This is a genomic window from Dermatophilus sp. B7861-1 (assembly GCF_058996045.1).
Genome location: NZ_CM180082.1, coordinates 2,128,149 through 2,150,650, shown reverse-complemented (window position 1 = coordinate 2,150,650; position 22,502 = coordinate 2,128,149). Strand labels below are relative to the sequence as shown.

Sequence of the window (22,502 nt, the reverse complement as noted above, 5' to 3'; positions counted from 1 at the left end):
AGGCCTGGGAGTGAAGTCATAGAGTGGGGGCATGACTTACAAGCTCGTCCTGCTCCGCCATGGTGAGAGCGAATGGAATGCGAAAAACCTGTTCACCGGTTGGGTCGATGTTGACTTGTCCGAGAAGGGTCGCGCCGAGGCAGCTCGTGCTGGTGAGCTGTTGAAGTCCAACGGTGTGCTTCCGGATGTGTTGCACACGTCGTTGCTGCGTCGGGCTATTAAGACGGCCAACTTGGCTTTGGATGTGGCTGATCGTCACTGGGTTCCGGTGAAGCGTAGTTGGCGGCTTAATGAGCGTCATTACGGCAAGCTGCAGGGTCTGAACAAAAAAGAGATCCGTGATCAGTTCGGTGATGAGCAGTTTATGCAGTGGCGTCGTTCGTATGATGTTCCGCCGCCGGAGATTGATCCGGGTAACGAGTTCAGCCAGTCAAATGATCTGCGTTATGCGGATATTGATGGTGGTGCACCGTTGACGGAATGTTTGAAAGATGTCGTGGCGCGTATGTTGCCTTATTGGGAAAGCGATATTAAGCCTGATTTGGTGGCGGGTAAAACAGTTGCGATTGCCGCGCATGGGAACAGTTTGCGTGCATTGGTGAAGCATCTTGATGGTATTAGCGATGAGGATATTGCGGCGTTGAACATCCCGACGGGTATTCCGCTGCTTTATGAACTTGATGAGAATTTCGCTCCGGTTGTTAAGGGCGGCACGTATCTTGACCCGGAGGCAGCGAAGGCTGCTGCTGAAGCGGTTGCTAATCAGGGCAAGTAATTCATTTGGCGTTGTTGTCGCTGTGTGAATGCAAGGGGTGCCTCGATGTTGCTGGCGGGGCACCCCTTGTGGCTGTGTAAGTGCTGTTAGGCGCGTTGTTCGATGATGCCGGTGACGAGGTATTGCATTTGTTCGCCGACGGAGACGGCGTGGTCACCGAAGCGTTCGTAGTAGCGGGCTAGCAGGGCTAGGTCGATGGATGTTTTACGGTCGTGGGGGGCGTTTTCGCTGGTGATGAGGTTGTAAATTTCGCGGTGAAGGGCGTCTAGGCGGTCGTCGGTGAGGTCGAGGGTGTTGACGGCGTCCATATCTTTGGTGGTGATAATTCCGCCGACTTGGGTGATGAGTTTGTTGGCTACTTGGGCCATTTCGAGGATGGTTGCGCGGGCTTCGGGGGGAACTGCGGCTTCGGGGTAGCGAAGTCGGGCTACTTTGGCGACGTGGACGGCTAGGTCTCCCATGCGTTCGATGCTGGCGGCCATGCGTAGCGCGGTGACAATGATGCGTAGGTCTGTGGCGACGGGTTGTTGGCGTGCGAGGGTGTCGACGGCGACGAGGTTAATTTTTTTCTCGAGTGCGTCGAGTTGTTCGTCTGCGGAGATGACAGTTTGGGTCAGTTCGAGGTCAGCGTCCAGGAGCGCGTTGGTGGCTCGTGACATGGATGAGGCGGCCAGGCGGGTCATTTCTACGAGGTCGTCGGTGAGTTGGTCGAGTACTTCGTGGAAGGCGTCGCGCATAGTTCCTCCTGCTGTGTGTGTGCGCCGCCGTGGCGTGGAGTGACTGGGGTGTGCCAGCGGGGTCGGGCGCGTGGGTAGGGGTCAGTCAATCAGGTTCAGGTTGGTTGGGGGTGTCTGGTCGTGGGCGAGTTGGTGTCGGTTGGGGTGGTGGGTGTGGTTTGTGTGAACGGGTGGTGGCGTGGTGGCGAATCCTTGGTGTCGATGGTGTGGTTGGTGATGGGTTGCGGGGGTTTGGTGACGTGAGGGTGCGTAGGGTTGCGGGGTGGGTTCAATTGTTGCGGAGGTGAGGCGGTGGGTTGGGCGTGTCGTGGGGGTTGGTGCTGAGCGCGGTGTTGGTGGGGTGAATGGTGGGGGTGTGAGTGTTCGTGATGTGCGTTCTTCGGGGTCGGTAGATACCTCTGAAATGTTTGATCGGTTGATCACTGCGTTCAAGGAGTGCGTGATGGTCATCGATTCGCGGGATCGGGTGGTGCGTTCGAGTCCGTCGACGTCGGTGATGGGGTTGTTGCGTGGTCAGGATTTGGTGCATGACGAGTTGCGGGCGGTGGTGCGTCATGCGCGTCGGATGGGGCAGAGCAGTGAGCATGAGTTCACGTTGACGCGGGATCGTTTTGTTGATGCGCGGGTGTCGGTGGCGGTGCGTGCTGTGGATTTGGGGTCGGGGTTTGTGGCGTTGTTTGTGGAGGATAGGACGCGGGCGCAGCGGGTGGAGGATGTGCGTCGGGATTTTGTGGCGAATGTGTCGCATGAATTGAAGACGCCGGTGGGTGGGATCGCGTTGTTGGCTGAGGCGGTGTTGGATGCGTGTGAGGATCCGCAGACGGTAGCGAGGTTTGCGCGTCGGATTCAGATGGAGTCTTCGCGGTTGACGCGGTTGGTGCAGGACATCGTTGATTTGTCGCGGTTGCAGGTGGATGAGGCGATTTCGGATCCGGTGCCGGTGACAGTGACGGCCGTGGTGCGTGATGCGTTGGAGAGTGTTCAGACTCTTGCGGAGTCTCGTGATGTGGAGATGGTGTTTGAGGGTGATGAGCGGGCGCAGGTAGTGGGTGATCACCGGATGTTGGTGATTGCGGTGAGTAATTTGTTGTCGAATGCGATTAATTATTCGGCTGAGCGTACGCGGGTGGCGGTGACTGTGCGTTCTGTTGGTGGGGTGATTGAGGTTGCGGTGGCTGATCAGGGGACGGGGATTGCTCCGGAGGCGTTAGAGCGGGTTTTTGAGCGTTTCTATCGGGTAGATGAGGCGCGTTCGCGTGCTACCGGTGGGACGGGGTTGGGGTTGGCGATTGTGAAGCACATATGCACGAATCATGGGGGTGAGGTGAAGGTGTGGAGCAAGTTGGGGGAGGGGTCTACTTTTACGGTTCGGTTGCCACAGATGCCTGGTGTTGATGCGGTTTCAGGGGGTGCGGGGGTGTGATGTTGTTGTGTTGCGGTGTAGGCGTGGCGATGTGCTGCGTTGTGCGGTTGTTGTGATTGGAGGGTTGGCGTATGACGCACATTTTGGTGGTTGAGGACGAGGAGTCGTTTTCTGACCCGTTGTCATATCTCTTGCGTAAGGAGGGGTATGAGGTGTCAGTGTCGGCTGATGGTGTGTCTGCGGTGCGGGATTTCGCTGTTGTTCGGCCTGAATTGGTGTTGTTGGATTTGATGCTTCCGGGGCTGGATGGGGTGGAGGTGTGTAAGCGGATCCGGGCAGATTCTTCGGTCCCGATCATTATGTTGACGGCGAAAGATAGTGAGATTGACAAGGTGGTGGGGTTGGAGATTGGTGCGGATGATTATGTGACGAAGCCGTATTCGAGTCGTGAGTTGTTGGCTCGGGTGAAGGCGGTGTTGCGTCGTCGTGCTGAGCCGGAGGAGGTGCTGCCTGTGGCGTTGGGGGCCGGTCCGGTACAGATGGATGTGGAGCGGCATGTGGTGAAGGTGCGGGGGGAGCAGATTTCTTTGCCGTTGAAGGAGTTTGAGCTGCTGGAGATGTTGTTGCGGAATGCGGGTCGTGTGTTGACTCGCATGCAGCTCATTGATCGGGTGTGGGGTAGTGACTATGTGGGGGATACCAAGACGCTTGATGTGCACATTAAGCGTCTGCGGGCCAAGGTTGAGCAGGATCCGGGTAATCCGGTGCATATCGTGACGGTGCGGGGGTTGGGATACAAGTTTGAGGTGGTGTGAGGTGTTCGGGGAATGCGTAAGCGGGTGGTGGTAAGGCGCTGTTAGGCGCTCACCACCACCCGCTTGAGGTGTATGGGGTTATTAGTTGTGGTCGTGGTCGGTGTGCTCGTCATCCTCGGTGGTGGCTGTGGGGGTGGAAGTTGACTCTGCTGTGGGGGTGCTGGTTCCGCGTGGTCGCGCGGAGTCAGTGGATGATTCGCTGGGGGTGGATGTCCCTGAGGGGGTGCTGGTGGAGGTTGCTGGCGCGGTGGGTTTTAGGGAGGCGTAGTAACCGGTGGGGGGAAGTACAGGGGCGTTGACGACGTCTTGGCCAGCGCTGGTGATGACGGACAGAGGCATCATGCCGCCAGCTGTGGTGGGAACTTGGGGGAGAGTGACGCTAGCTGCGCCCTCTTTTTGGCCTCCGAATTGCAGTGAGCCACCTGCGGGTACGTCGAACTGCTGGCCGGGCTGCCCTTGCGGGTTCGCGAAGCCGACTTTGACTGGCTGCTGTGTGTTGTTGACGGCGAGGGCAGAGATTGTGCCGGGTTTGCCATTTCCTTCGGAGACAACGACAACGTTTTGTAGGTGCAGGCCGCCCATTTCGAACATAGCGCCGTCGGCAGGTGCGTATGCCTTGTCTGTCTGGATGGGTGAGGTCCATTGGCATCCAGCCAGGGCTAGGGCGGCGATTCCGGTGAGTCCTGCTGCCGCGAGGGAACGCACTCGACCCGGGTGACGCCGGGAGACGGTGGCATCGGTGTTGGGGGTGTCGTTCTGGCCGGGCGTACCAGGGATTCGAGTTGTTCGCATCACGTTTCACAGGGTAACTGGCTGGCATCGGACAGGCGAGAAAATTTGTGATCGTTGTGGTGTAAAACCTGTGTCAATTCCTTGTTTATAGGCTTATTCAAAGTTGGTTCATGTGCTCTGAGCTGCATGAATGCGCTTATGAGCGACTGTAGGTGTGTGGTGGCGTGATAGACTTAAGGTCGCGAAAGGGGAATACGGGCATATGACTTTCAAGGTTGGCGAGACAGTTGTTTACCCGCACCACGGTGCGGCGCTCATCGAAGAGATCAAAACCCGCACCATCAAAGGTGAGGAACGGCTTTATCTGGTACTTAAAGTTGCCCAGGGTGACTTGACCATTGAGGTTCCTGCCGAGAATTGCGATTTGGTGGGAGTGCGTGACGTTGTGGGCCAAGAAGGTCTAGAGCACGTTTTCGAGGTGCTGCGTTCAACGCAAGGTGAAGAGCCTGCAAACTGGTCTCGGCGGTACAAAGCCAACCTAGAGAAACTTGCTTCCGGCGATGTGAATCGTGTTGCCGAGGTTGTTCGTGACCTGTGGCGCCGTGAGCACGGCAAGGGATTGTCTGCTGGGGAGAAACGCATGCTTGCTAAGGCTCGCCAGATTCTTGTCTCTGAACTGGCTTTGGCTGAGAAGACGGACGAAGAGCACGCCGAAAGCATGCTTGACGAGGTTCTTACCTCCTGAAAACCATGACCGGCTGAAGTCGGTTTCGCTCGCCCCGCGCGGCCGTGTGCGCATGATGTTTGGCAAGATCATGGGCATGCGTGTTGCTGTGATCGTGGTTGCTGCTGGTGCTGGTTCCCGGCTGGGTGCTGACCGCCCGAAAGCACTGGTCGAAATGGCTGGCCGCCCGTTGCTCTCATGGGCAATGGAGCGTGTAGTCCAGGTGAGTGCAGTGAGCACGATTGTTGTGGTCGCACCGGCCACACATATGGATGTTGCTGAGGCGGTTGCCCGTGATGGGGTAACCGCCTCAGGCATGTCTACTGCCCAGGCGCCAGCTGTTGTGGTGGTTCCAGGTGGAGCCCAGCGCAGTGACTCCGTGGCGCGTGGACTTGCTGAGGTGGAAAAGGTCGGCGCCGATATTGTTCTTGTGCATGATGCGGCTCGTGCGTTGGCGCCGGTTACTTTATTTGAAAATGTTATTGCGGCTGTTAGTGCCGGTGATGCGGCAGTGATCCCAGGCCTTGCGGTTAGTGACACGATTAAATACGTCGATAGTGACGACATTGTTACTGTGACCCCGGCGCGTGCGAGTTTGCGAGCCGTGCAAACTCCGCAAGGATTCCGAACCGATGTGCTTGTTCGGGCCCACCGTGAAGTGATAGACCAAGAGGTCACCGATGATGCCTCCTTGGTGGAACGTCTTGGCGAGTCTGTTCGTGTCATTCCAGGCCACCCGCAAGCAGATAAGATCACCACCCCTGCCGACCTTGAACGTATTACTGCTTTAGCTTCTGCTTTATCGAGCAAAATGAATCCCACTGTTCAGCCTCAGCAATCACCTGCGCTAGTGATGCCTCGCATTGGTCACGGAGTGGATGTGCACGCCAATGCATCTGAAGATTCTGGGCGTACTTTATGGGTTGCCGGATTGGCATGGCCAGGAGAACTGGCCCTCGACGGTCACTCTGATGCCGATGTTGCTGCACATGCGTGTTGTGACGCGTTGTTTTCCGCTGCGGGAATCGGTGATCTTGGGACCCACTTTGGAACGGGCCAGCCACAGTGGTCAGGTGCCTCCGGCGTAGTTCTTCTTACAGAAGCAGCCCGACTTGTTCGCGAAGCCGGATATGTAATTGGGAATGTGTCTGTGCAAGTTGTTGGTAACCGCCCCAAAGTGGGAAAGCGACGTGCTGAAGCTGAACAGGTTCTTTCCGCCGCCTGCGGTGCCCCCGTTTCGGTCGCAGGAACCACCACAGACGGATTGGGGTTGACCGGACGCGGCGAAGGAGTAGCCGCCATAGCTACAGCGGTTGTTGTACCGCAGAACTGACAATTCCGCACACTGGAAAAGTGCAGTCACTCACTGCGGCAAATGAGCGTGATCTGACTCACAAAAAGCCTGCCATGGATACCGATCTGGCTTTCAGCGCTTGTGGCGAGGGCCAGTACAACTGACTCCCAGGTAGACATAGCTAGGCTGGATGTACAGACCAAACGCGAACACCCACACGCCAATCGCGGCGCGCGGAAGCGATCTAGGAGGTTTCGTGCCCAGCATCGTCAACGGCGTTATCGCCCGCTCCAAAGACGCACCCGTTGAACTCACCACCATCGTGGTCCCTGACCCAGGCCCCGGTGAAGCCGTCGTGAAAATTCAGGCATGCGGCGTCTGTCACACCGACCACAACTACGTTGCCGGAGGAGTTGGAGATAACTTCCCCTACCTCCTGGGGCATGAAGCAGCAGGCATTGTTGAAGCAATCGGTGAAGACGTCAACGACCTCCAGGTCGGTGATTTCGTGATCCTTAACTGGCGAGCTATCTGCGGTGACCAGTGCCGAGCCTGCAAACGCGGAGAACCTTGGTACTGCTTCAACACTGCCAATGCCACCCAAAAAATGACGCTCGAAGATGGCACCGAACTTGAGCCAGCCCTAGGAATTGGCGCATTCGCGGAAAAAACACTCGTCGCTGCTGGACAGTGCACCAAAGTTAACCCCGCAGTGACCCCTGCCGCCGCAGGACTGGTCGGATGCGGCATCATGGCTGGCGCCGGAGCAGCCATGAACACCGCCAAAATTAAACGCGGTGAAAGCGTCGCAGTGTACGGATGCGGTGGCGTAGGCGATGCCGCCATCATGGGAGCCCTCATCGCTGGCGCTACCACGGTCATCGCTGTCGACATCGACGACCGTAAACTCGATAAAGCCAAGGAATTTGGCGCCACACACACCATCAACAGCAAAAAAATCGACCCCATCCAAGCCATCAAAGATGCCACTGACGGTTTCGGTGCCGACGTCGTCATCGAAGCCACCGGCCGCGCTGACACGTGGGAACAAGCACTCGCTTCTCGTGACCTCGCTGGCCGACTCATCATGGTCGGCGTACCTCAACCTGGCCAGAAAACCACCGTCCCTCTTGACCAGCTCTACGGTGCAGGCGGATCTATTTCACCCGCCTGGTACGGAGACTGCCTACCCAGCCGAGATTTCCCTATGCTCATTGATCTTCATCTACAGAAACGCATCGACCTTGACACCTTTGTCAGCGAAAAAATCTCTCTTGACTCCGTTAATGAAGCCTTCGACAAAATGGCCGCAGGCGACGTTCTCCGATCGGTGGTGATCCTGTGAACACTATTGCCACACCAGGAACAATCCCCGGCGTTACCATCAGCTCCGTCGTCACCCACGGCACCTTCAGTCTCGATGGGGGCACCTGGGAAGTCGATAACAACGTCTACATCATCGGCGACGAGAAAACTGTCATTGTCATCGATGCCGCCCACGACGCAGACCCCATTCTTGAAGCCATTGACGGCCGCAGGGTCGAAGCGATCCTGTTGACCCATGGCCACGATGACCATCACAGCGCTGTTACCGCGCTTGCCGATGCGACCCTCGCGCCCATCTATCTGCACCCCGAGGACAACTTTCTCTACGAAGAAATCCAACCTCGCCCCGCAGACAAATCACTTAACGCAGGGCAGACCATTGACCTTCCCCTAGCTGCTGGGGGAGTCCTCGAACTGCGGGTCCTGCATACTCCTGGCCACTCACCCGGCAGCGTCTGCTTGCATATTCCGCAGCTGGCAGCCGTCTTCTCTGGTGACACCCTCTTTAACGGTGGCCCCGGTGCTACGGGTCGATCCTTCAGCGACTTTGACACCATCCTTGAATCCATCACGGGATCACTGCTGACTTTGCCCAGTGAAACCCTCGTTCTCACCGGGCACGGAGAAACCACCACCATCGGAGATGAAGCACCCCATCTGCCGGAGTGGCGCGCCCGCGGTCACTGACCAGTCCACGAATGGTGTCCGTCGCGGGAAACCGCACGGACACCATTCGTTACGCTGGGTACGTGACATTGCGCCTCTACGACACCGCCACCCGTACCCAGCGAGACTTCGTCCCGCTCACACCAGGCAAAGTCGGCATCTACATTTGTGGCCTCACCACTCAGGGGACTCCCCACATCGGGCACCTACGCTTCGCCGTAGGATTCGATATCCTGCGCCGTTGGCTTGCCTGGGGACATGGCTACGACGTCACCCTCGTGCGCAACGTCACTGACATCGACGACAAAATCCTTCGCAAATCCGCTGAGAATGACCGCCCCTGGTGGGCATGGAGTTACGCACACGAACGCGAAACCTCTGACGCGCTGCGCACTCTCGGGGTCATCGACGCCACGTTCGAACCACGCGCCACCGGTCACATCCCTGAGATGGTCGAACTGATGGAACGCCTTATCGAACTCGGCCACGCCTACCCGGCCGAAGATGGCTCCGGCGATGTTTACTTCGATGTTCGTAGCTACCCCGAGTACGGGGCGCTCACCCGCCAAAAGGTCGAAGACATGTCTGCGGCTGAAGACGCCGACCCACGAGGAAAACGCGACCCCCGAGACTTTGCGCTCTGGAAAGGTTTCAAACAAGGCGAGCCTGAAACCGCATCCTGGCCCACCCCTTATGGACGCGGACGCCCCGGATGGCACCTCGAATGCTCCGCCATGGCACGCAAATACCTCGGTGACGCCTTCGACATTCACGGTGGAGGGGTGGACCTGCGCTTCCCCCATCACGAAAACGAACAAGCTCAATCCCGCGCAGCAGGTTACGGATTCGCGCAGTACTGGATGCACAATGGCTGGCTCACTGCCGGCGGGGAAAAAATGAGCAAATCCCTGGGGAATGGCATGACCATCGCCCAGATCACCACCCAAGCCGCGCCACTGGCCGTCCGCTACTACCTCGGCGCTTCCCAATACCGATCCACTATCGAGTACTACCCCACATCTTTGGAGGAAGCTGCCTCCGCAGCCGAGCGCATCACCGGGTTCCTGAACCGCTGCATCGAAACCATTCCTGACCTCGAAGCAGCCGCGCTGGTTCTTCGCACCGGCGTTGACATCCACACGCCAGATCACCTTGCTGTACCTGATGCGTTCGCCGCAGCTATGAACGATGACCTCAACGTGCCCGGCGCACTCGCAGTCGTTCACGACACCCTCCGTGCAGGCAACGCCGCTCTGGATAAAGGCGATACCGCTGCTGCTCACCAAGCAGCCATTGCTGTCGGCACGATGACCACAATCCTCGGCATCAACCCGCTGGACTCACAATGGGATAAGAGCGGCTCCTCCGAGCAACACGCGATGGATGTCCTCGACGGACTCATCCGTGCTCAACTTCAAGCCCGCGCGACCGCGCGGAAAAACAAGGACTTCGCCACCGCCGACGCCATCCGCGACACCCTCACCAGCCTTGGTGTGGTCGTCGAGGACACCCCGTCCGGTGCTCGTTGGACCCTGGCAAAGGCAGGTGCGTAATGGCAGGAACTGGTAACTCCCGCAAACGAGGAGCAGTCCGCAAACCCGGCAGTAAAAAAGGCATGGTTGTCGGTTCTGGCGGACAACGGCGTAAAGGGCTTGAAGGCAAAGGTCCAACACCCAAAGCTGAGGATCGTCCGTATCACAAGGCCTACAAAGCTAAACAAGCTGCACTGACTCGCGCTAAAACTCGCACTGCTGCGCCAGGTAAACGTCCTCACCGTGACAGCGATGACGTCATCATGGGCCGCAACGCTGTTCTTGAGGCGCTGCGCGAGGACATGCCTATCATCACCTTGTATATCTCTGGCAAGGTAGATGAGCCACGGTTGCGCGAAGCTGTCGCTCTGGCGACAGAAAAAGGCATCCCCGTTCTTGACGCGCCTCGCGGCGAGATGGAACGCATTACTGATTCCACAGTTCATCAGGGCATCGCAGCCAAGATGAAGGCCTACAAGTATGCCGACATCGAGTCGTTGATTCATCCGGAAGATCCTTTTGATCGTCCTGCGGGCGTGCCGCTGGTGGTGGCGCTCGATGGGATTACTGATACCCGTAACTTGGGTGCCATCATCCGATCCGCAGCAGCATTCGGTGCGCACGGCATCGTGTTACCTGAACGCCGCTCTGTGACGATGACCGCGGCAGCGTGGAAAACCTCTGCGGGTGCTGCTGCGCGCGTGCCAGTTGCCTCGGTGACAAACCTGACACGCACCCTTGAACAGTTCCGCAAAGCGGGGTATTTCGTTATTGGGCTGGATATGGATGGCGATGTGGGCCTTCCTGACCTGCAGCTAGCTGATACGCCTTTGGTGGTGGTTGTTGGTTCAGAAGGCAAGGGCATGTCGCGCTTGGTACGTGAGACGTGCGATCAAGTTGTTGATATTCCGATGAGCGGCGAGATGGAATCATTGAATGCCTCTGTTGCTGCGGGAATTACTCTTTACCAGGTAGCAGCAACGCGGGCGGCGGTGCGTCGCTGAGGCTTTAGCTTGACGGCGTCATTCGGTGTGTGTGCCGGTGGCGCCGTCTGCTGCATTGTTGGTCACGATGATGGGTATCGCGGTGGTGTTGACCCCAACGATTGCTTTCTCATCGGGTTTGCTGGGCAGAACCTGGCTCAAGTAGTCAGCGAATGCCCACTGCACGGATACGTCGTACCCAGCGCGTTCGGAAAGGTACCAGCGGTGTTCGAGCACTTCGTGGAATACCTGCGCAGGTTCGAGCTTGGCAGCCATGTTTGAGGGGATGTTGGCTGTGACCGGTTCGTAGACGTTAACGAGCCATTCGTGGGCTGCGACTGATTCCAGAATGTTGGGGGATAGAGAAGCACGGTATGTGTCCATATCGGACAGGAGTCGCCGTGCTTGGTTTTCTTGGACGTCGAGCCCGGTCAGTCGCATGAGGCGTCGGTGGCTGTATCCTGCGTCGACTACTTTCGGGGTGATTTGGATTGTTTCTCCGTTGCCTTCCCTGGTGACCGAGAGCTCGTCGACGTTGTAACCTAGAAGGTTGAGGCGGCGGATACGCTCTTCCATTCGCCATGTTTCACCGGTGGTGAGGGCTTCGGATGCGGTCAGTTCGTTCCAGAGGCTGTGGTATCTGGAGATAACTTGTTCTGATGTGGCGATGGGGTCTAGGTCTGGGCTGAGCAGGCCTCCGGCGATGAGGTCCATGAGTTCGCCGGCGATGTTGACGTGGGCGATGTCCAGGTCATGGCGGCGCTGGCCTTCAGTGAGCTGGGGAAAGAGCTGTCCGGTTTCGGCGTCGACGAGGTAGGCGCTGAAGTCGTCGGCGTCGCGGCGGAACAGGGTGTTAGAGAGGGAGACGTCTCCCCACCAGAATCCGGCGAGGTGGAGTCGCACAAGTAGGACTGTTAGGGCACCGATGAGGCGTTCTGCTGTGTCGGGTTGCAGTTTTCGGCTAAAGAGAGCGCGGTACGGCAGGGAAAACTGGAGGTGTTCGGTGATGAGGACAGCGTCGAGAGGGTGACCAGTAGCGGTGGTGCGTCCATCGACGGCGCCCAGGGGAGTCACGCAGGGTTGATCGAGGCGTTGCAGGTTGCGGAGCATGGTGTACTCGCCGCGGGCAAGTTCGGCTTTGATTTCTTTGAGAGCGATGATGCGGGGGCCAACGTTGACGAATCGTACGACGTGGCGGGAGATTCCGCGGGGGAGGGCGGCGAAGCGGCTGATTGGCCAGTCCGCTAGGGCGGTGTCCCAGGGGAGGTCGAGAAGCTCTGGGGTGGGTTCAGTTGTTGTGATGCTCAGGGCCACAGGGCCATGCTGGCACTTTCGGGGCGTGGAGTCACGGCCCGAGGCGTTGGCCTGTGTGCGGATTGAAGAAGTGAATGTGGTTGGGGTCGGGTGCGAGGTGGACCAGGTCGCCTTGGGAGAGATTGTGCTCGGTGGGAATGAGTGCTCGTAGTGGGGGTATGGGCAGGCTTGTGTCGGTGTCGGCGAGGTCGTGGTCGATGCGGTTGAGGGCGGGGATGGTGGTATCGAGGTGTTCGCGCATGGTGGCGGTGGCTGTGTAGCGAGTGATGGCGCCGTGGGGTGGGGCGGGGGTGATGGTGTCGATGTGAGTAGGGCAGCCGGTGTTGTCGGGGCTGATGGTGGTGTGGCCAGGGCGGGCACCGAGCACGATGGTGTCGGTGAGGTAGTGGCGGATGTGGTCGGGGATGGGGATGGTGGAGCTGCCCAGGGTGGCGTGGTTGCCGTTGATGGGAGCTAAGAACAGGTTCATGGGTTCGGGGGCTGCGTAGAGGGCTACGAAGATGGAGGCGGGTGTGTTGATGATGTCTTCGGGTGGACCGATTTGTTCAAGGCGTCCGTGGTTGAGGACGGCGATGCGGTTACCGAAGGCTTCGGCTTCGGTGGGGGATGAGGTGGCAAAGAGTGTGGTGATGCCGAGGCGTTGTTGGAGTTCGGCGATGTGGTGGCCGGTGTCTAGGCGTAGGTCGGCGTCGAGATTGGCGAGGGGGTCGTCCATCATGAAGACGCGTGGTTCGCGGACGACGGCGCGGCCTAGAGCGACGAGTTGGCGTGCTCCGTGGCCGTTGAGCTGGTCGGGCAGTGCGTTGAGCTGGTCGGTGAGGTTGAGGATTTCGGCTGCGTGGCGGACTCGTCGGTCGATTTCTTTGGCGGGTATACCGGCCACACGTAGGGCGAATCCCATGTTGTCGGCGACGCTCATGTGGGGGTAAAGGGCGTAGTTCTGGAATGCCATGGCGACGTCGCGGTCGTGGGGCGGGATGGTGTCGATATCCTGGCCGTCCAGGAGGATGCGGCCGGCGGTGACTTCTTCGAGTCCGGCGAGCATGCGCAGTGCGGTGGATTTTCCGGCGCCGTGTGGGCCGAGGAGGGAAAGAAATTCTCCGTCGGCGATGTTGAAGGTCACGGCATCTACGGAGGGATGTTCGCTGCCCGGGTACACGCGGGTCGCAGCATCGAACGTCACGCTTGCCATCAGCTCGTGATCACCTTTCTTGAACGCGACATTGCGTTCTTTGTGACGGTCTTGATCGTGGGGCCGTCTGTTTCCATTGTTGCCTGATGTTGTGGCGTTTTGGTGGTTTGTGCGCTGCGGGCTTGGGGGAAGTGCTGTGGTGCTGGTGTTTCTTGTGAGGTTATGTGTGTTGGGTGTGTTGGGTGCGTAGGTGGGTCAGGCAGGTAAGTGCCGCGAGGACGTAGTGGGGGTCAGGTAGGCGTGTGGTGGCGGATGTGGGGCCGTCACCGACTTTGAATGTGAATGACGTTTGGGGGTCGTGAAAGGTTTCGAAGACGGTTTCGTCGGTGAGATCGTCCCCGAAATAGACGAGGGCAGTTTGAGGGTGGGTCAGGGAGGCCAGGGTGGTTAGGGCGCCACCTTTGGTGGCGTGTAGGACGGCGGTTTCGACGACGTTTTTGCCTAGGAGGGGTTCGAGGTTGGTGTGGGTACGGATGGTGGTGATGGCGGCGTCGATGGCTTCTTTTCGTTGTTCTGGGGGCAGTTGTCGTACGTGGATGACTACGGCGGCAGATTTGTTTTCGATGGTGATGCCGGGGTAGCGCTGTTTGAGTGTGTGAGCGAGGTGGTTGAGGTGGGCTAGGGCGGCTTGTTGGGTGTCGGTCAAGGGCGTCTCATCTGCGATGCGGGGGTTGTTGCTTTGGGCGCCGTGGCTGGCGATGAGGGTGATGTTGTGGGGGTTGTCGGTGAGGTGGGTCAGGGTGGCAAGGTCGCGTCCGGATACCAGTGCGCTGGTTGTGTGAGGTAGGCAAGCGAGGTGTTGTAGGGCTTCGATAGTTCCCGCTAGGGGGCGCACGGCCATGGGGTCGTCATGGAAGAAAGCTAGGGTGCCGTCGAAGTCGCTGGCGACGATGAGGTGCTCGGCGGTGGCTGCGCGGGCTAGGAGTGCGGTGATTTGGGGGGTGAGGGTGGTCATGGCGTGGTGGTTTTGCGGTTGCGGCGGGGGCTGGGTTTGGCGGGGGCGATCTCCAGGGCGGTGAGGAAGGCTTCGGCCCATTTTTGGACGGAGTTGTCGCGGACTTTTCGGCGTAGGGTGCGCATGCGTTTGCGGTTGTCTTCGCTGGGGGCATGGATGGCTCGGATGATGGTGTCTTTGAGGCCTTGGATGTCGTGGGGGTTGTGAATGTAGGCGGCGTTGAGCTCTATGGCTGCGCCGGTGAATTCGGAGAGCACGAGGGCGCCGCCGTGGTCGGGACGGCAGGCGACGTATTCCTTGGCGACGAGGTTCATGCCATCGCGTAGGGGGGTGACGAGCATGATGTCGGCGGCGCGGTACATGGCAGCGAGTTCTTCGCGGTCCATGGATTGGTGGAGGTATTGCAGGGCGGTGTGGGTGACGTCGGAGAATTCGCCGTTGACTTGGCCGACGTTGAGTTCGACTTGGTCGCGGAGGTGTTGGTAGGACTGGACGCGCTCGCGGGAAGGGACGGCGACTTGGATGAGGGTAGTTCCGGGGACTTCGAGTCGTCCGTCGGTGAGGAGCTCTTGGTAGGCCTTGAGGCGGTGGCGGATGCCTTTGGTGTAGTCGAGGCGGTCCACGCCTAGGAGGATTGTGTCGGGGTTGCCGAGTTCTTCGCGGATTTCTTTTGCTCGTTTGACCACGGAGGGGCGGCGGGCGAGGTCGTCGTAGTTTTCGAAGTCGATGGAGATGGGTAGGGCGGCGGCGCGGGCTGTGTGTCCGGTGTGGGGGGAGTCGCTGCCGATGGTGACGGTGTCGCCTTTGACGGTCATGTTTCCGGCCCATTTGGCGGCGTGGAGGAAGTTGCTGGCGTCGGCGGGGCGTTGGAAGCCGAGGAAGTCAGCGGATGCGAGTCCTTCGAGGATGTTGCGTCGCCAGGGTAGTTGGCTGAAGAGTTCGAGTGGGGGGAAGGGGATGTGGTTGAACCAGCCGATGCGTAGGTCGGGGCGTTGTGCGCGCAGGAGGGCTGGGACGAGTTGGAGTTGGTAGTCGTGGACCCAGATGGTGGCTTTGGGGGCAGCGACGGTGGCGATTTCGTCGGCGAATCTGCGGTTGACTCGTTGGTATGCGTGCCACCAGGATCGGTGGAATTGGGCGGGGACGATGACGTCGTGATAGATAGGCCAGAGCGTGTCGTTGGAGAAGCCTTCGTAGTAGGCCTTGACTTCTTCTGCGGATAGGGCGATGGGGTGTAGATGCATTCCTTCGTCTTCGAAGGGTGCGGGTGCTTCTCCTGGGTCTCCGGCCCAGCCGACCCAGGCTCCGGAGCGGTTACGCATGACGGAGTCCATGGCGGTAACCAGGCCACCGGGGCTGCGTTTCCAGGAGTGAGTTCCGTCTGGTTCGGTGTGGCTGTCTACGGGGAGCCGGTTAGCCGCGATGACGAAGTCGAAGGTGGGTGTGGTTTCGGGCATCGTGACTCCTGTGTCAATCGCGTTGTCGCTTCGTGCGGGACTGTGTGGGTGTGTGGGGGCTTCTGGTGCACGTAGCGATCTGGACCATCCTAGGATCGATGGAGGCCGATCGGCGAGGGGAAGACGAAGAACGATTCGTGTGGCTTGTTCGTTCCTAGGGTGGGTCACGTTGTGATCGGGGTTAGTGGGTGGTGGAGCAGTGGCTTTTTCTGTTCATGAGATATGAGGAGTACGGATGAGCGATCGGGCCGGTATGGCGAAGATGGGTGAAGCGGATTTCCCGCGTCTGCTGGGCTCGTACACGCTGCATCACGAGTTGGGTTCCGGTGGGATGGGCATCGTGTATCTCGGCACGGATGCGGGGGGTCGCGGGGTTGCGGTGAAGGTTTTGCAACCGCATATCGCTGCTGATGGTTCGGCGTGGGCGAGGTTGCGGCGTGAGTTTTCTTCGTTGCAGCGGATCGATGATCCTCGGGTGGCTCCGCTGGTGGATGCGGATTTGGATGGTGAGACTCCGTATTTGGTGACGCGGTATGTGCCGGGGTTGTCGTTGGATCAGCGGGTGCGTGAGTCTGGGCCGTTGTCGTTGGCTGAGGTGCGTGTTCTTGGTCGTGGTTTGGGTGAGGCGTTGGATGCGATTCACGCTGCGGGGGTGGTGCATCGTGATTTGAAGCCGACGAATGTGCTGATGGAAGGGGATGACCCTGTTGTTATTGACTTTGGTATTGCGCAGGCTGCTGATGATTGTCGGTTGACGCAGGCGGGCGTGGTGATGGGCACGCCGGGGTATTTGCCTCCGGAGGTGCTTAGTGGTGAGGTCGTTGCGGCGGATTCGGACTGGTGGGCGTGGGCTGCGACGTTGACGTATGCGTTGACTGGTCGGCCGCCGTTTGGGCGTGGTCCGTTGGATGCGGTGTTGTCGCGGGTGCATACGGGACGACCTGATTTGGAGGGCGTGCCTAGTTCGGTGGCGGATATGTTGCGTTCTGCGTTGGTTCCGGATCGGGAGCAGCGTCCTGAACCGCATACGTTGTTGTGGTTGTTGGAAGAGGCGCGTTCAGATGGAACGGGCCCTGTGGCTGGCGACGCCTTGGTGGTGACGCAGCAGTTGGCCGTTGATTCTGGTGCAACGCAGCAGTTGAGTGCTGGGGCGACAGGGCGTTTGTCTGCTGTTTCGGGTGCTACGGAGCAGTTGTCGATGGGGGCGGCTACGGCGCGATTCCCGGCGGCGCAAGCACCTGTGGGGGATGGGCGAACAGAGCAGTTGTCAACTGATTCAGGGATGGCAGCTACGGCGGCTCACCCGCGGATTGAGACTCGAACGATGCCAGCGGTGGCTCCTTCTGGAGAGCAAGCTGCCACGGCGCGTCTGAGCACTAGCGGCGGGTATACGGGGTTTGGTGCTCCGCCTGCGGGTAAGGCTGAAACTGATGAAGAGATCGGCATGTTCCAGAACTCTTGGGGCAAGCGTGCGTTGTCTTCCGCTGGAGCCGATGGGCGCCCGTTTTCCCGTTTGATGGTGCCCGATCAGCCGCATTCGATGTCTGAGACCAGAGGTATTGGGCAGGTTGCTTCGTCTGCTCCAGTCAAGGGCGGTCAGGAAGCTGGTGTTGGTGGTTATGTTGAGCGGGCTAAGGAGAAGTTCGCTGGGTGGAGTGATGCGATCAGGCAGCAGGGGAAGTTTGCTCAGGTGCGTGGCGGTACCGCTGTGCAACAGGCTTCGCAGCCGCAGGTGCGTAAGTCTTTGACTCCGGCGCTGGCTGGGCTGGGATTGCTTGTGATGGCGTTGGCTGCGTCTTTCCCGGTGTGGACTTTGGTGTTGTGCACGCTGTGGGGTGTTGTCGCTCGGACGACGTATGAGTCGGTGCGGGGTGTACGGGATCGGCGGTTGGAGAAGGGGCCTAGCAGCATGGATGTTTTCGGTGCTGTGATGCTTGCGCCGTTGCGGATTGTGTCTGCGACTGTTGTGACGTTGCTTGCAGTTGTGCCGGTGACGGTCATTGCTGTGGCGGGAATGTTTGGTACGTCGGGGTTGATGTATCTGTTTGGTAGGTCCTCTGTGGATCCTTTCGGCGAGGTTGCTCTGGCTGCGGGCGCGGCAATTGGTGTCATGGTTGCGTGGTGGGGTGCAGGTGGTGCGGGATTGCGTCGGGGCACGCGTCTGATTGTGCGGGCAGCGACACCGGGGCGTAAGGGTGTAACGATTTTCACGTCGGTGCTGGTCATCGTGGTGCTTTACCTCACCCTGCGGTTACAGGCCAGCGGTATCCGAGTGAACTGGTCGCCGTTAGATAATGTGATTTCGGACACATTTTTCCGGTGGTGGTGAAGTCGAACTTAATCCCAGGTTTCGTTCGACTTGAGCCTACGACCTTCGCTTTCGGGTTTCTGTGTTATTAACGCGCCCGTGTTTACTGCGGTATGGCAGCTGGGTTGCGCCGCGCCGTGGGCGACCCATTTCCTTGCTCGTTATCGAGTCGTGACCTAGAGTCGCAGCCGTTGCTGCTCCAACAAAGTCGTTGGCAGCAACGTCACCAATCGCATGACCATTGAGCGCACGTGCCTGAGCGCTGAACTTCGTCGGCGGGCACGTGATCCGGGACCTACCCGGACCAGACGAAGGCGGGGGAACCATATGTTCCGGTCACCATGATCGGAACGGCGGTCACGCTCCAGTGGCCTGGGGGTAAAGGCGAGCATTTCGCCCGGGCACCTGGCGCCCGAACCCGACAGCTAACCCCGTAGGCGCTCGTCAGGAGAGGAAAAAACTTTGTCTTACGTTCCTAAACATGCTGCTCCGCGCAAGCCCAAGATGGCTGCTCGGCTCGCGGGTGTCGTCGCGGTTGCCGGTGCGGCTACTGCTGCAGGTGTCACCACGTCCTCGTCTTCGGCTCACGCCGCTGGCGACGTGTGGGACCGTGTTGCGGCCTGTGAGTCTGGTGGCAACTGGAGCATTGCTTCCGGTAACGGCTACTACGGTGGCCTGCAGTTCTCCAAGAGCAGCTGGAAAGCCGCTGGTGGTACCAAGTACGCCTCCATGCCCCACAAAGCCACCAAAGCGCAGCAGATTGCTGTTGCTCAGAACCTGCTCCGCATGCAGGGCCCCGGTGCTTGGCCGGTCTGCTCCCGCAAAGCAGGTCTGACCCGCGCTAACGGGTTGGCTTCTTCCGGTGGCGCCAGCGCTGGCAAGGGTGTGACGAACGCTCCTTCCAAGAAGGGCGTCAAGCCCACTGGTTCCACGGCTGGCGTGCAGTCTGCATGGCTGAACCGCGCTGATACCCGTGACTTCTACACGTGGCTCGGCATGGACCGTCACCACTTCCTCACCAAGTCCGGTATCAAGGCGCTGCAGCGTAAGGCAGGAGTTGCTGCTGACGGTGTCATCGGGCCGAACACGGTTCGCGCTGTCGAGAACCTCATTGGTGCCAAGCGCACCGGCCTTTCGTACTTCACGAAGGGCACCATCAACGTCCTGTCTCACTACATTCAGGCCCGCGTCTGAGTGAATGGGTCCTTTTAACCGAGGCTAACTCGGTTATCCGATCCGACGACACGGCCTCACCTGTGTAGGGGGATCGCTCGGGGGAATGGCAAACCGTTTGGTGTAGTACAAGTAGCGGGTGCTGTGCACAGCACCCGCTACTTGTCGTGTCGAGAGAAGTTTGCATGCCTGGTTCCATGTTGTAGCGGCTGAGAACCAGGCATGCAGCGCTCGATTCGGCGCTCAGGAACAAGACCGCTATGATGGCGCATGTGCTCTCCCAATGGGGAGACTGCTGGCGTGGCGCAATCGGTAGCGCACCTGTCTTGTAAACAGGGGGTTAGGGGTTCAAGTCCCCTCGCCAGCTCCAAGAAACTGCAGGTCAGAGCATTCAGCTCTGGCCTGCAGTTGTTTTTGTGGGGCCATTCATGGGGCCATTTTCAAGCGCCACCCGGCGGGACCATCGTGGAGCCACCCGGCGGGGCCGATGGGGGTGGCTGTCTGCTTCTCCCGTTAGACATAAAAGCTCTCACTGAAAAGTGAACCGCAACGAAGGCATAAGGCGCGTAGACGAGAGGCCATGATCCACAGACATGGAACAGCGCTGCTTGCCCCCTGCCCCATATGTACACATGCATCCAATGCTGCAACACGCTGCGCAAACACCCTCCCACAACGAACACTGTGCACAGATAACAGTGTCTTACCGTGCCAGCACGACCGACTCATGACATGGTGGGAATAGATCAACTGTTCCCACCGGGGCAGCTGAAACACCACGCACATAAAGTGCGCACACCCGCGGCACCTACAACCCCCACCAGCGCCGCTGCACACCACCAGGAGGAACCATGAGCCTTGTTCTCGCTCCAGCCAGGCTGGCTGCCGGCCTATTCATCCTCAACTCCGGACTTGGCAAACGGAACCTACCCACCGACGCCTACGAAAACCTCCGCGACATGGGCGCTAACGGTGTCCCCCAGCTTAAAGACGTCCCTGCCGACACCTTTGGCAAAGCACTCTCCTACGGAGAAACCGCCCTCGGAGCCGCCCTCATCCTTCCCGTTGTCCCCAACTGGGCAGCAGGACTAGCCCTCGGTGCCTTCAGCGGCGGACTACTCAACATGTACCGCAACACCCCTGGCCTGACCGTCGATGGCATCCGCCCCACTCAAGAAGGAACCGCCATCGCCAAAGACGTCTTCCTCACCGGAATCGCAGGCTCCCTGCTCCTAGACTCACTCTTCTCCGCAGGACGCGGCGTCAAAAAGAGCGCAAAGAAAGCACAAAAACACGCCGCCAAAAAAGCTCGCAAAGCCAAAAAAGAACTCATCAGCTAAAACCACACACCACAACGCACGAGGGCGGGTGACACCACACCCGCCCTCACCCATACCCTCACCCCTTGGCCTCACTCCACCGCCGCACCACCTGCGTATCCGACACAAAACGCACCGGCGCACCACCAGTCCACCGCCGCGCCGCATCCACCAACGCCTGATCCACCAAAGCCACCGCATCACCAGCACATTCCTGCGGCACATGCACCAACAACTCATCGTGCAAACACATCACAATCTCCCCACCCAACGACGGCAACACAGCACGCACCGTCGCCACCCACGCTTTAAACAACTCAGCCGCAGCCCCCTGAATAATCGCATTCCGAGCAAACCGACCCCGCCCTAACACCCTCGCCTGATCACCCCCCGGCGACAACCGTCCCGTCGGAATCAAACGCCCCCCAAACGTACGAAACTCACCACCAGCCACCCCCACCTGCTGCGCCCAATCCAACACACCCATAGCCCTCGGAAACGCCCGCTCCAACCCGCGCAACGCTTGCGCCGCAGTACCCGTACGCTGACCGTACATCGCCGCCAACATCGCCACCTTCGCATGCGGACGGTCCACCCCCAACTGCCGAGCCACCCCTGCATACAAATCATCAGCAGCAGTCGCCGCAGCCATCGCCCGATCCCCAGAAACCGCAGCCAAAACCCGCGGCTCCACCTGACCCAAATCAGCCCGCACCAACACCCACCCCTCACGCGCAGCCACCCCCGGACGCAAAACCGCCGGAATACTGTGCAACCCAGCCTCAGCAGTCATCCTGCCCGCACCCCCATCACACGGATGCCACCGCCCCCGAAGCCGATCATCCTCACCTACATGCTCAGCCAACCAACGCATCCCATACGTCGTACGAATCCGCTCATCGGCCCGCCACCTCAACAACGCAGGTACCACCGGATGCACCTGCCGAAACGCCTCCAACGTCCACTTACGCGTATCCGGAACATCAATCCCCACCCCCGCCAACAAACCCCGCACCTGCAACGGATTACGCAAATCCACACGCCCCGCATCAGGCACAAGGTCCAACACCGACGCATCCAACGCCACCGTATCCCCCGACAACGGCTCAATCACCGACAACAACGCCCCCCGATCCACCGGCACCCCAACCCGCTCCAACTCAACACACACCACCGCCGCAGCAGACTCCGAATACACCGTGCTCACCAACCGAGGCCCCAACTCCCCAGCCAACTGTGCCTGTGCCCGCGCACACTCCAACACCGCACCGGCCACCTGCACCAACCGAGCATCATCAACCGCCCACGTCCCCCCAACCGCAGCCGGAAGCAAATACCCCGCATCAGAAACCACATCCACCGCATCACCACCCCCACCCATCAAACCCAACAAATCATCCCCCGCAGGCGCCTCAACCCCCTCCAACGACAACCCATGCGCCACCGCCCACGCCACCCCAGGCCCAGCCTCCCACCCTCCATGAATCAACCGATGCGCCTGCGCAACATCCCACACCCGCCCCGGACACACCCCCGAACGAGCCAACACCCCAGCCACCTCAGCAGCCTCCCACCACACCCACCGCGGACGTCCCCGCTCCACTGCAGCCACCACCGCCCCAACACGATCCACATCCACCACCTCACACACACCCGCACCCACCACCGCCACCCGCGGCACCGACGGAGCCCCCCACGCCTGCGCAGCTGAAGGCCCCAGCACCAAAGCCACCCAATCCGCAGGCACACCAGAACCCACACCCCCAGAAAAAGAACCCATCACATCAGACACACACCCATTGTGCGACCCGACACCACCCCAAATGCCCTGGCCACC

General features: G+C 59.6%; 19 protein-coding genes, 1 tRNA gene and 1 riboswitch. Of the genes, 13 read left to right on the top strand and 7 right to left on the bottom strand.

Features of this window, described 5'->3' with window-relative positions; all coding sequences use genetic code 11:
• The first annotated feature begins 31 nt into the window (after positions 1-31).
• Positions 32-775, top strand: coding sequence for a phosphoglyceromutase (locus AC2T9U_RS09485; RefSeq protein ID WP_208302631.1), 744 nt, complete (start codon positions 32-34; stop codon positions 773-775).
• Positions 776-861: 86 nt separating this feature from the next.
• Here the strand turns inward: AC2T9U_RS09485 and phoU are convergent, their stop codons facing one another.
• Entirely contained in the window at positions 862-1,512 is a 651-nt protein-coding gene (phoU, locus tag AC2T9U_RS09480) for a phosphate signaling complex protein PhoU (RefSeq protein ID WP_115029280.1), read from the bottom strand.
• Between the two features lie 262 nt (positions 1,513-1,774).
• On the opposite strand from phoU, the gene AC2T9U_RS09475 reads away from it, so the two are divergent.
• Both AC2T9U_RS09475 and AC2T9U_RS09470 read left to right on the top strand, forming a co-directional pair.
• A complete protein-coding gene (locus AC2T9U_RS09475; protein WP_258553059.1) occupies positions 1,775-2,935 on the top strand; it encodes a sensor histidine kinase in 1,161 nt (386 codons plus the stop codon).
• Between the two features lie 71 nt (positions 2,936-3,006).
• Positions 3,007-3,690 carry a winged helix-turn-helix domain-containing protein gene (locus AC2T9U_RS09470; protein WP_115029286.1) on the top strand — a complete coding sequence of 228 codons (684 nt, stop codon included), beginning with the start codon at positions 3,007-3,009 and terminating at the stop codon, positions 3,688-3,690.
• Between the two features lie 81 nt (positions 3,691-3,771).
• Here the strand turns inward: AC2T9U_RS09470 and AC2T9U_RS09465 are convergent, their stop codons facing one another.
• On the bottom strand, positions 3,772-4,485 hold the full coding sequence (locus tag AC2T9U_RS09465; RefSeq protein WP_208302951.1) for a hypothetical protein: 714 nt from the start codon (positions 4,483-4,485) through the stop codon (positions 3,772-3,774).
• Positions 4,486-4,684: 199 nt separating this feature from the next.
• On the opposite strand from AC2T9U_RS09465, the gene AC2T9U_RS09460 reads away from it, so the two are divergent.
• From AC2T9U_RS09460 to rlmB, 6 genes are all read left to right on the top strand, one after another.
• On the top strand, positions 4,685-5,167 hold the full coding sequence (locus AC2T9U_RS09460; RefSeq protein ID WP_028327145.1) for a CarD family transcriptional regulator: 483 nt from the start codon (positions 4,685-4,687) through the stop codon (positions 5,165-5,167).
• A 76-nt stretch (positions 5,168-5,243) separates the two neighbouring features.
• On the top strand, positions 5,244-6,479 hold the full coding sequence (gene ispD / locus AC2T9U_RS09455; RefSeq protein WP_115032354.1) for a 2-C-methyl-D-erythritol 4-phosphate cytidylyltransferase: 1,236 nt from the start codon (positions 5,244-5,246) through the stop codon (positions 6,477-6,479).
• A gap of 217 nt (positions 6,480-6,696) precedes the next feature.
• Positions 6,697-7,785: an S-(hydroxymethyl)mycothiol dehydrogenase gene (locus tag AC2T9U_RS09450; RefSeq protein WP_115029290.1), complete on the top strand. Its 1,089-nt coding sequence runs from the start codon at positions 6,697-6,699 to the stop codon at positions 7,783-7,785.
• Positions 7,782-8,453, top strand: coding sequence for an MBL fold metallo-hydrolase (locus AC2T9U_RS09445; protein ID WP_493695920.1), 672 nt, complete (start codon positions 7,782-7,784; stop codon positions 8,451-8,453). The genes AC2T9U_RS09450 and AC2T9U_RS09445 overlap by 4 nt, the downstream gene beginning before the upstream one ends.
• 62 nt (positions 8,454-8,515) lie before the next feature.
• Positions 8,516-9,985 (top strand): cysteine--tRNA ligase, encoded by a 1,470-nt coding sequence (cysS, locus tag AC2T9U_RS09440; protein ID WP_493695919.1) that lies wholly within the window; start codon positions 8,516-8,518, stop codon positions 9,983-9,985.
• Positions 9,985-10,968, top strand: coding sequence for a 23S rRNA (guanosine(2251)-2'-O)-methyltransferase RlmB (gene rlmB, locus AC2T9U_RS09435; RefSeq protein WP_115029294.1), 984 nt, complete (start codon positions 9,985-9,987; stop codon positions 10,966-10,968). The genes cysS and rlmB overlap by 1 nt, the downstream gene beginning before the upstream one ends.
• 18 nt (positions 10,969-10,986) lie before the next feature.
• On the opposite strand, the gene AC2T9U_RS09430 is transcribed toward rlmB, so the two are convergent.
• The 4 genes from AC2T9U_RS09430 to AC2T9U_RS09415 form a co-directional block, all read right to left on the bottom strand.
• Positions 10,987-12,261 (bottom strand): DUF4032 domain-containing protein, encoded by a 1,275-nt coding sequence (locus AC2T9U_RS09430; RefSeq protein ID WP_493695918.1) that lies wholly within the window; start codon positions 12,259-12,261, stop codon positions 10,987-10,989.
• Between the two features lie 31 nt (positions 12,262-12,292).
• The gene (locus AC2T9U_RS09425) at positions 12,293-13,453 is read right to left on the bottom strand and encodes an ABC transporter ATP-binding protein (protein WP_115029298.1); all 1,161 of its coding nucleotides are present in this window, start codon (positions 13,451-13,453) and stop codon (positions 12,293-12,295) included.
• Between the two features lie 160 nt (positions 13,454-13,613).
• Positions 13,614-14,408 carry a trehalose-phosphatase gene (gene otsB / locus AC2T9U_RS09420; protein WP_493695917.1) on the bottom strand — a complete coding sequence of 265 codons (795 nt, stop codon included), beginning with the start codon at positions 14,406-14,408 and terminating at the stop codon, positions 13,614-13,616.
• On the bottom strand, positions 14,405-15,865 hold the full coding sequence (locus AC2T9U_RS09415; RefSeq protein WP_493695916.1) for an alpha,alpha-trehalose-phosphate synthase (UDP-forming): 1,461 nt from the start codon (positions 15,863-15,865) through the stop codon (positions 14,405-14,407). Before AC2T9U_RS09415 ends, otsB begins: the two co-directional genes overlap by 4 nt.
• A gap of 235 nt (positions 15,866-16,100) precedes the next feature.
• Here AC2T9U_RS09415 and AC2T9U_RS09410 point away from each other — a divergent pair, with 235 nt between their 5' ends.
• From AC2T9U_RS09410 to AC2T9U_RS09395, 4 genes are all read left to right on the top strand, one after another.
• Positions 16,101-18,194: a serine/threonine-protein kinase gene (locus AC2T9U_RS09410; RefSeq protein ID WP_493695915.1), complete on the top strand. Its 2,094-nt coding sequence runs from the start codon at positions 16,101-16,103 to the stop codon at positions 18,192-18,194.
• 261 nt (positions 18,195-18,455) lie between these two features.
• Positions 18,456-18,628: riboswitch (cyclic di-AMP (ydaO/yuaA leader) on the top strand.
• Positions 18,629-18,635: 7 nt separating this feature from the next.
• Complete coding sequence (locus AC2T9U_RS09405) at positions 18,636-19,367, top strand: transglycosylase family protein (RefSeq protein ID WP_028327133.1); 732 nt, start codon at positions 18,636-18,638, stop codon at positions 19,365-19,367.
• A gap of 273 nt (positions 19,368-19,640) precedes the next feature.
• Positions 19,641-19,716: transfer RNA gene (locus AC2T9U_RS09400), tRNA-Thr, on the top strand.
• 481 nt (positions 19,717-20,197) lie between these two features.
• Positions 20,198-20,686, top strand: a complete 489-nt coding sequence (locus AC2T9U_RS09395) for a hypothetical protein (protein WP_115029306.1) — start codon at positions 20,198-20,200, stop codon at positions 20,684-20,686.
• 58 nt (positions 20,687-20,744) lie between these two features.
• On the opposite strand, the gene AC2T9U_RS09390 is transcribed toward AC2T9U_RS09395, so the two are convergent.
• Positions 20,745-22,457, bottom strand: coding sequence for a DNA polymerase (locus AC2T9U_RS09390; RefSeq protein ID WP_493695914.1), 1,713 nt, complete (start codon positions 22,455-22,457; stop codon positions 20,745-20,747).
• Positions 22,458-22,502 lie beyond the last annotated feature (45 nt).

Coding starts and splice junctions, on each gene's coding strand:
- phoU (WP_115029280.1), bottom strand. CDS start 1,512: ATGCGCGACGCCTTCCACGAAGTACTCGACCAACTCACCGACGACCTC.
- AC2T9U_RS09415 (WP_493695916.1), bottom strand. CDS start 15,865: ATGCCCGAAACCACACCCACCTTCGACTTCGTCATCGCGGCTAACCGG.
- AC2T9U_RS09460 (WP_028327145.1), top strand. CDS start 4,685: ATGACTTTCAAGGTTGGCGAGACAGTTGTTTACCCGCACCACGGTGCG.
- ispD (WP_115032354.1), top strand. CDS start 5,244: ATGCGTGTTGCTGTGATCGTGGTTGCTGCTGGTGCTGGTTCCCGGCTG.
- AC2T9U_RS09485 (WP_208302631.1), top strand. CDS start 32: ATGACTTACAAGCTCGTCCTGCTCCGCCATGGTGAGAGCGAATGGAAT.
- rlmB (WP_115029294.1), top strand. CDS start 9,985: ATGGCAGGAACTGGTAACTCCCGCAAACGAGGAGCAGTCCGCAAACCC.
- AC2T9U_RS09470 (WP_115029286.1), top strand. CDS start 3,007: ATGACGCACATTTTGGTGGTTGAGGACGAGGAGTCGTTTTCTGACCCG.
- AC2T9U_RS09410 (WP_493695915.1), top strand. CDS start 16,101: ATGAGCGATCGGGCCGGTATGGCGAAGATGGGTGAAGCGGATTTCCCG.
- AC2T9U_RS09395 (WP_115029306.1), top strand. CDS start 20,198: ATGAGCCTTGTTCTCGCTCCAGCCAGGCTGGCTGCCGGCCTATTCATC.
- AC2T9U_RS09425 (WP_115029298.1), bottom strand. CDS start 13,453: ATGGCAAGCGTGACGTTCGATGCTGCGACCCGCGTGTACCCGGGCAGC.
- otsB (WP_493695917.1), bottom strand. CDS start 14,408: ATGACCACCCTCACCCCCCAAATCACCGCACTCCTAGCCCGCGCAGCC.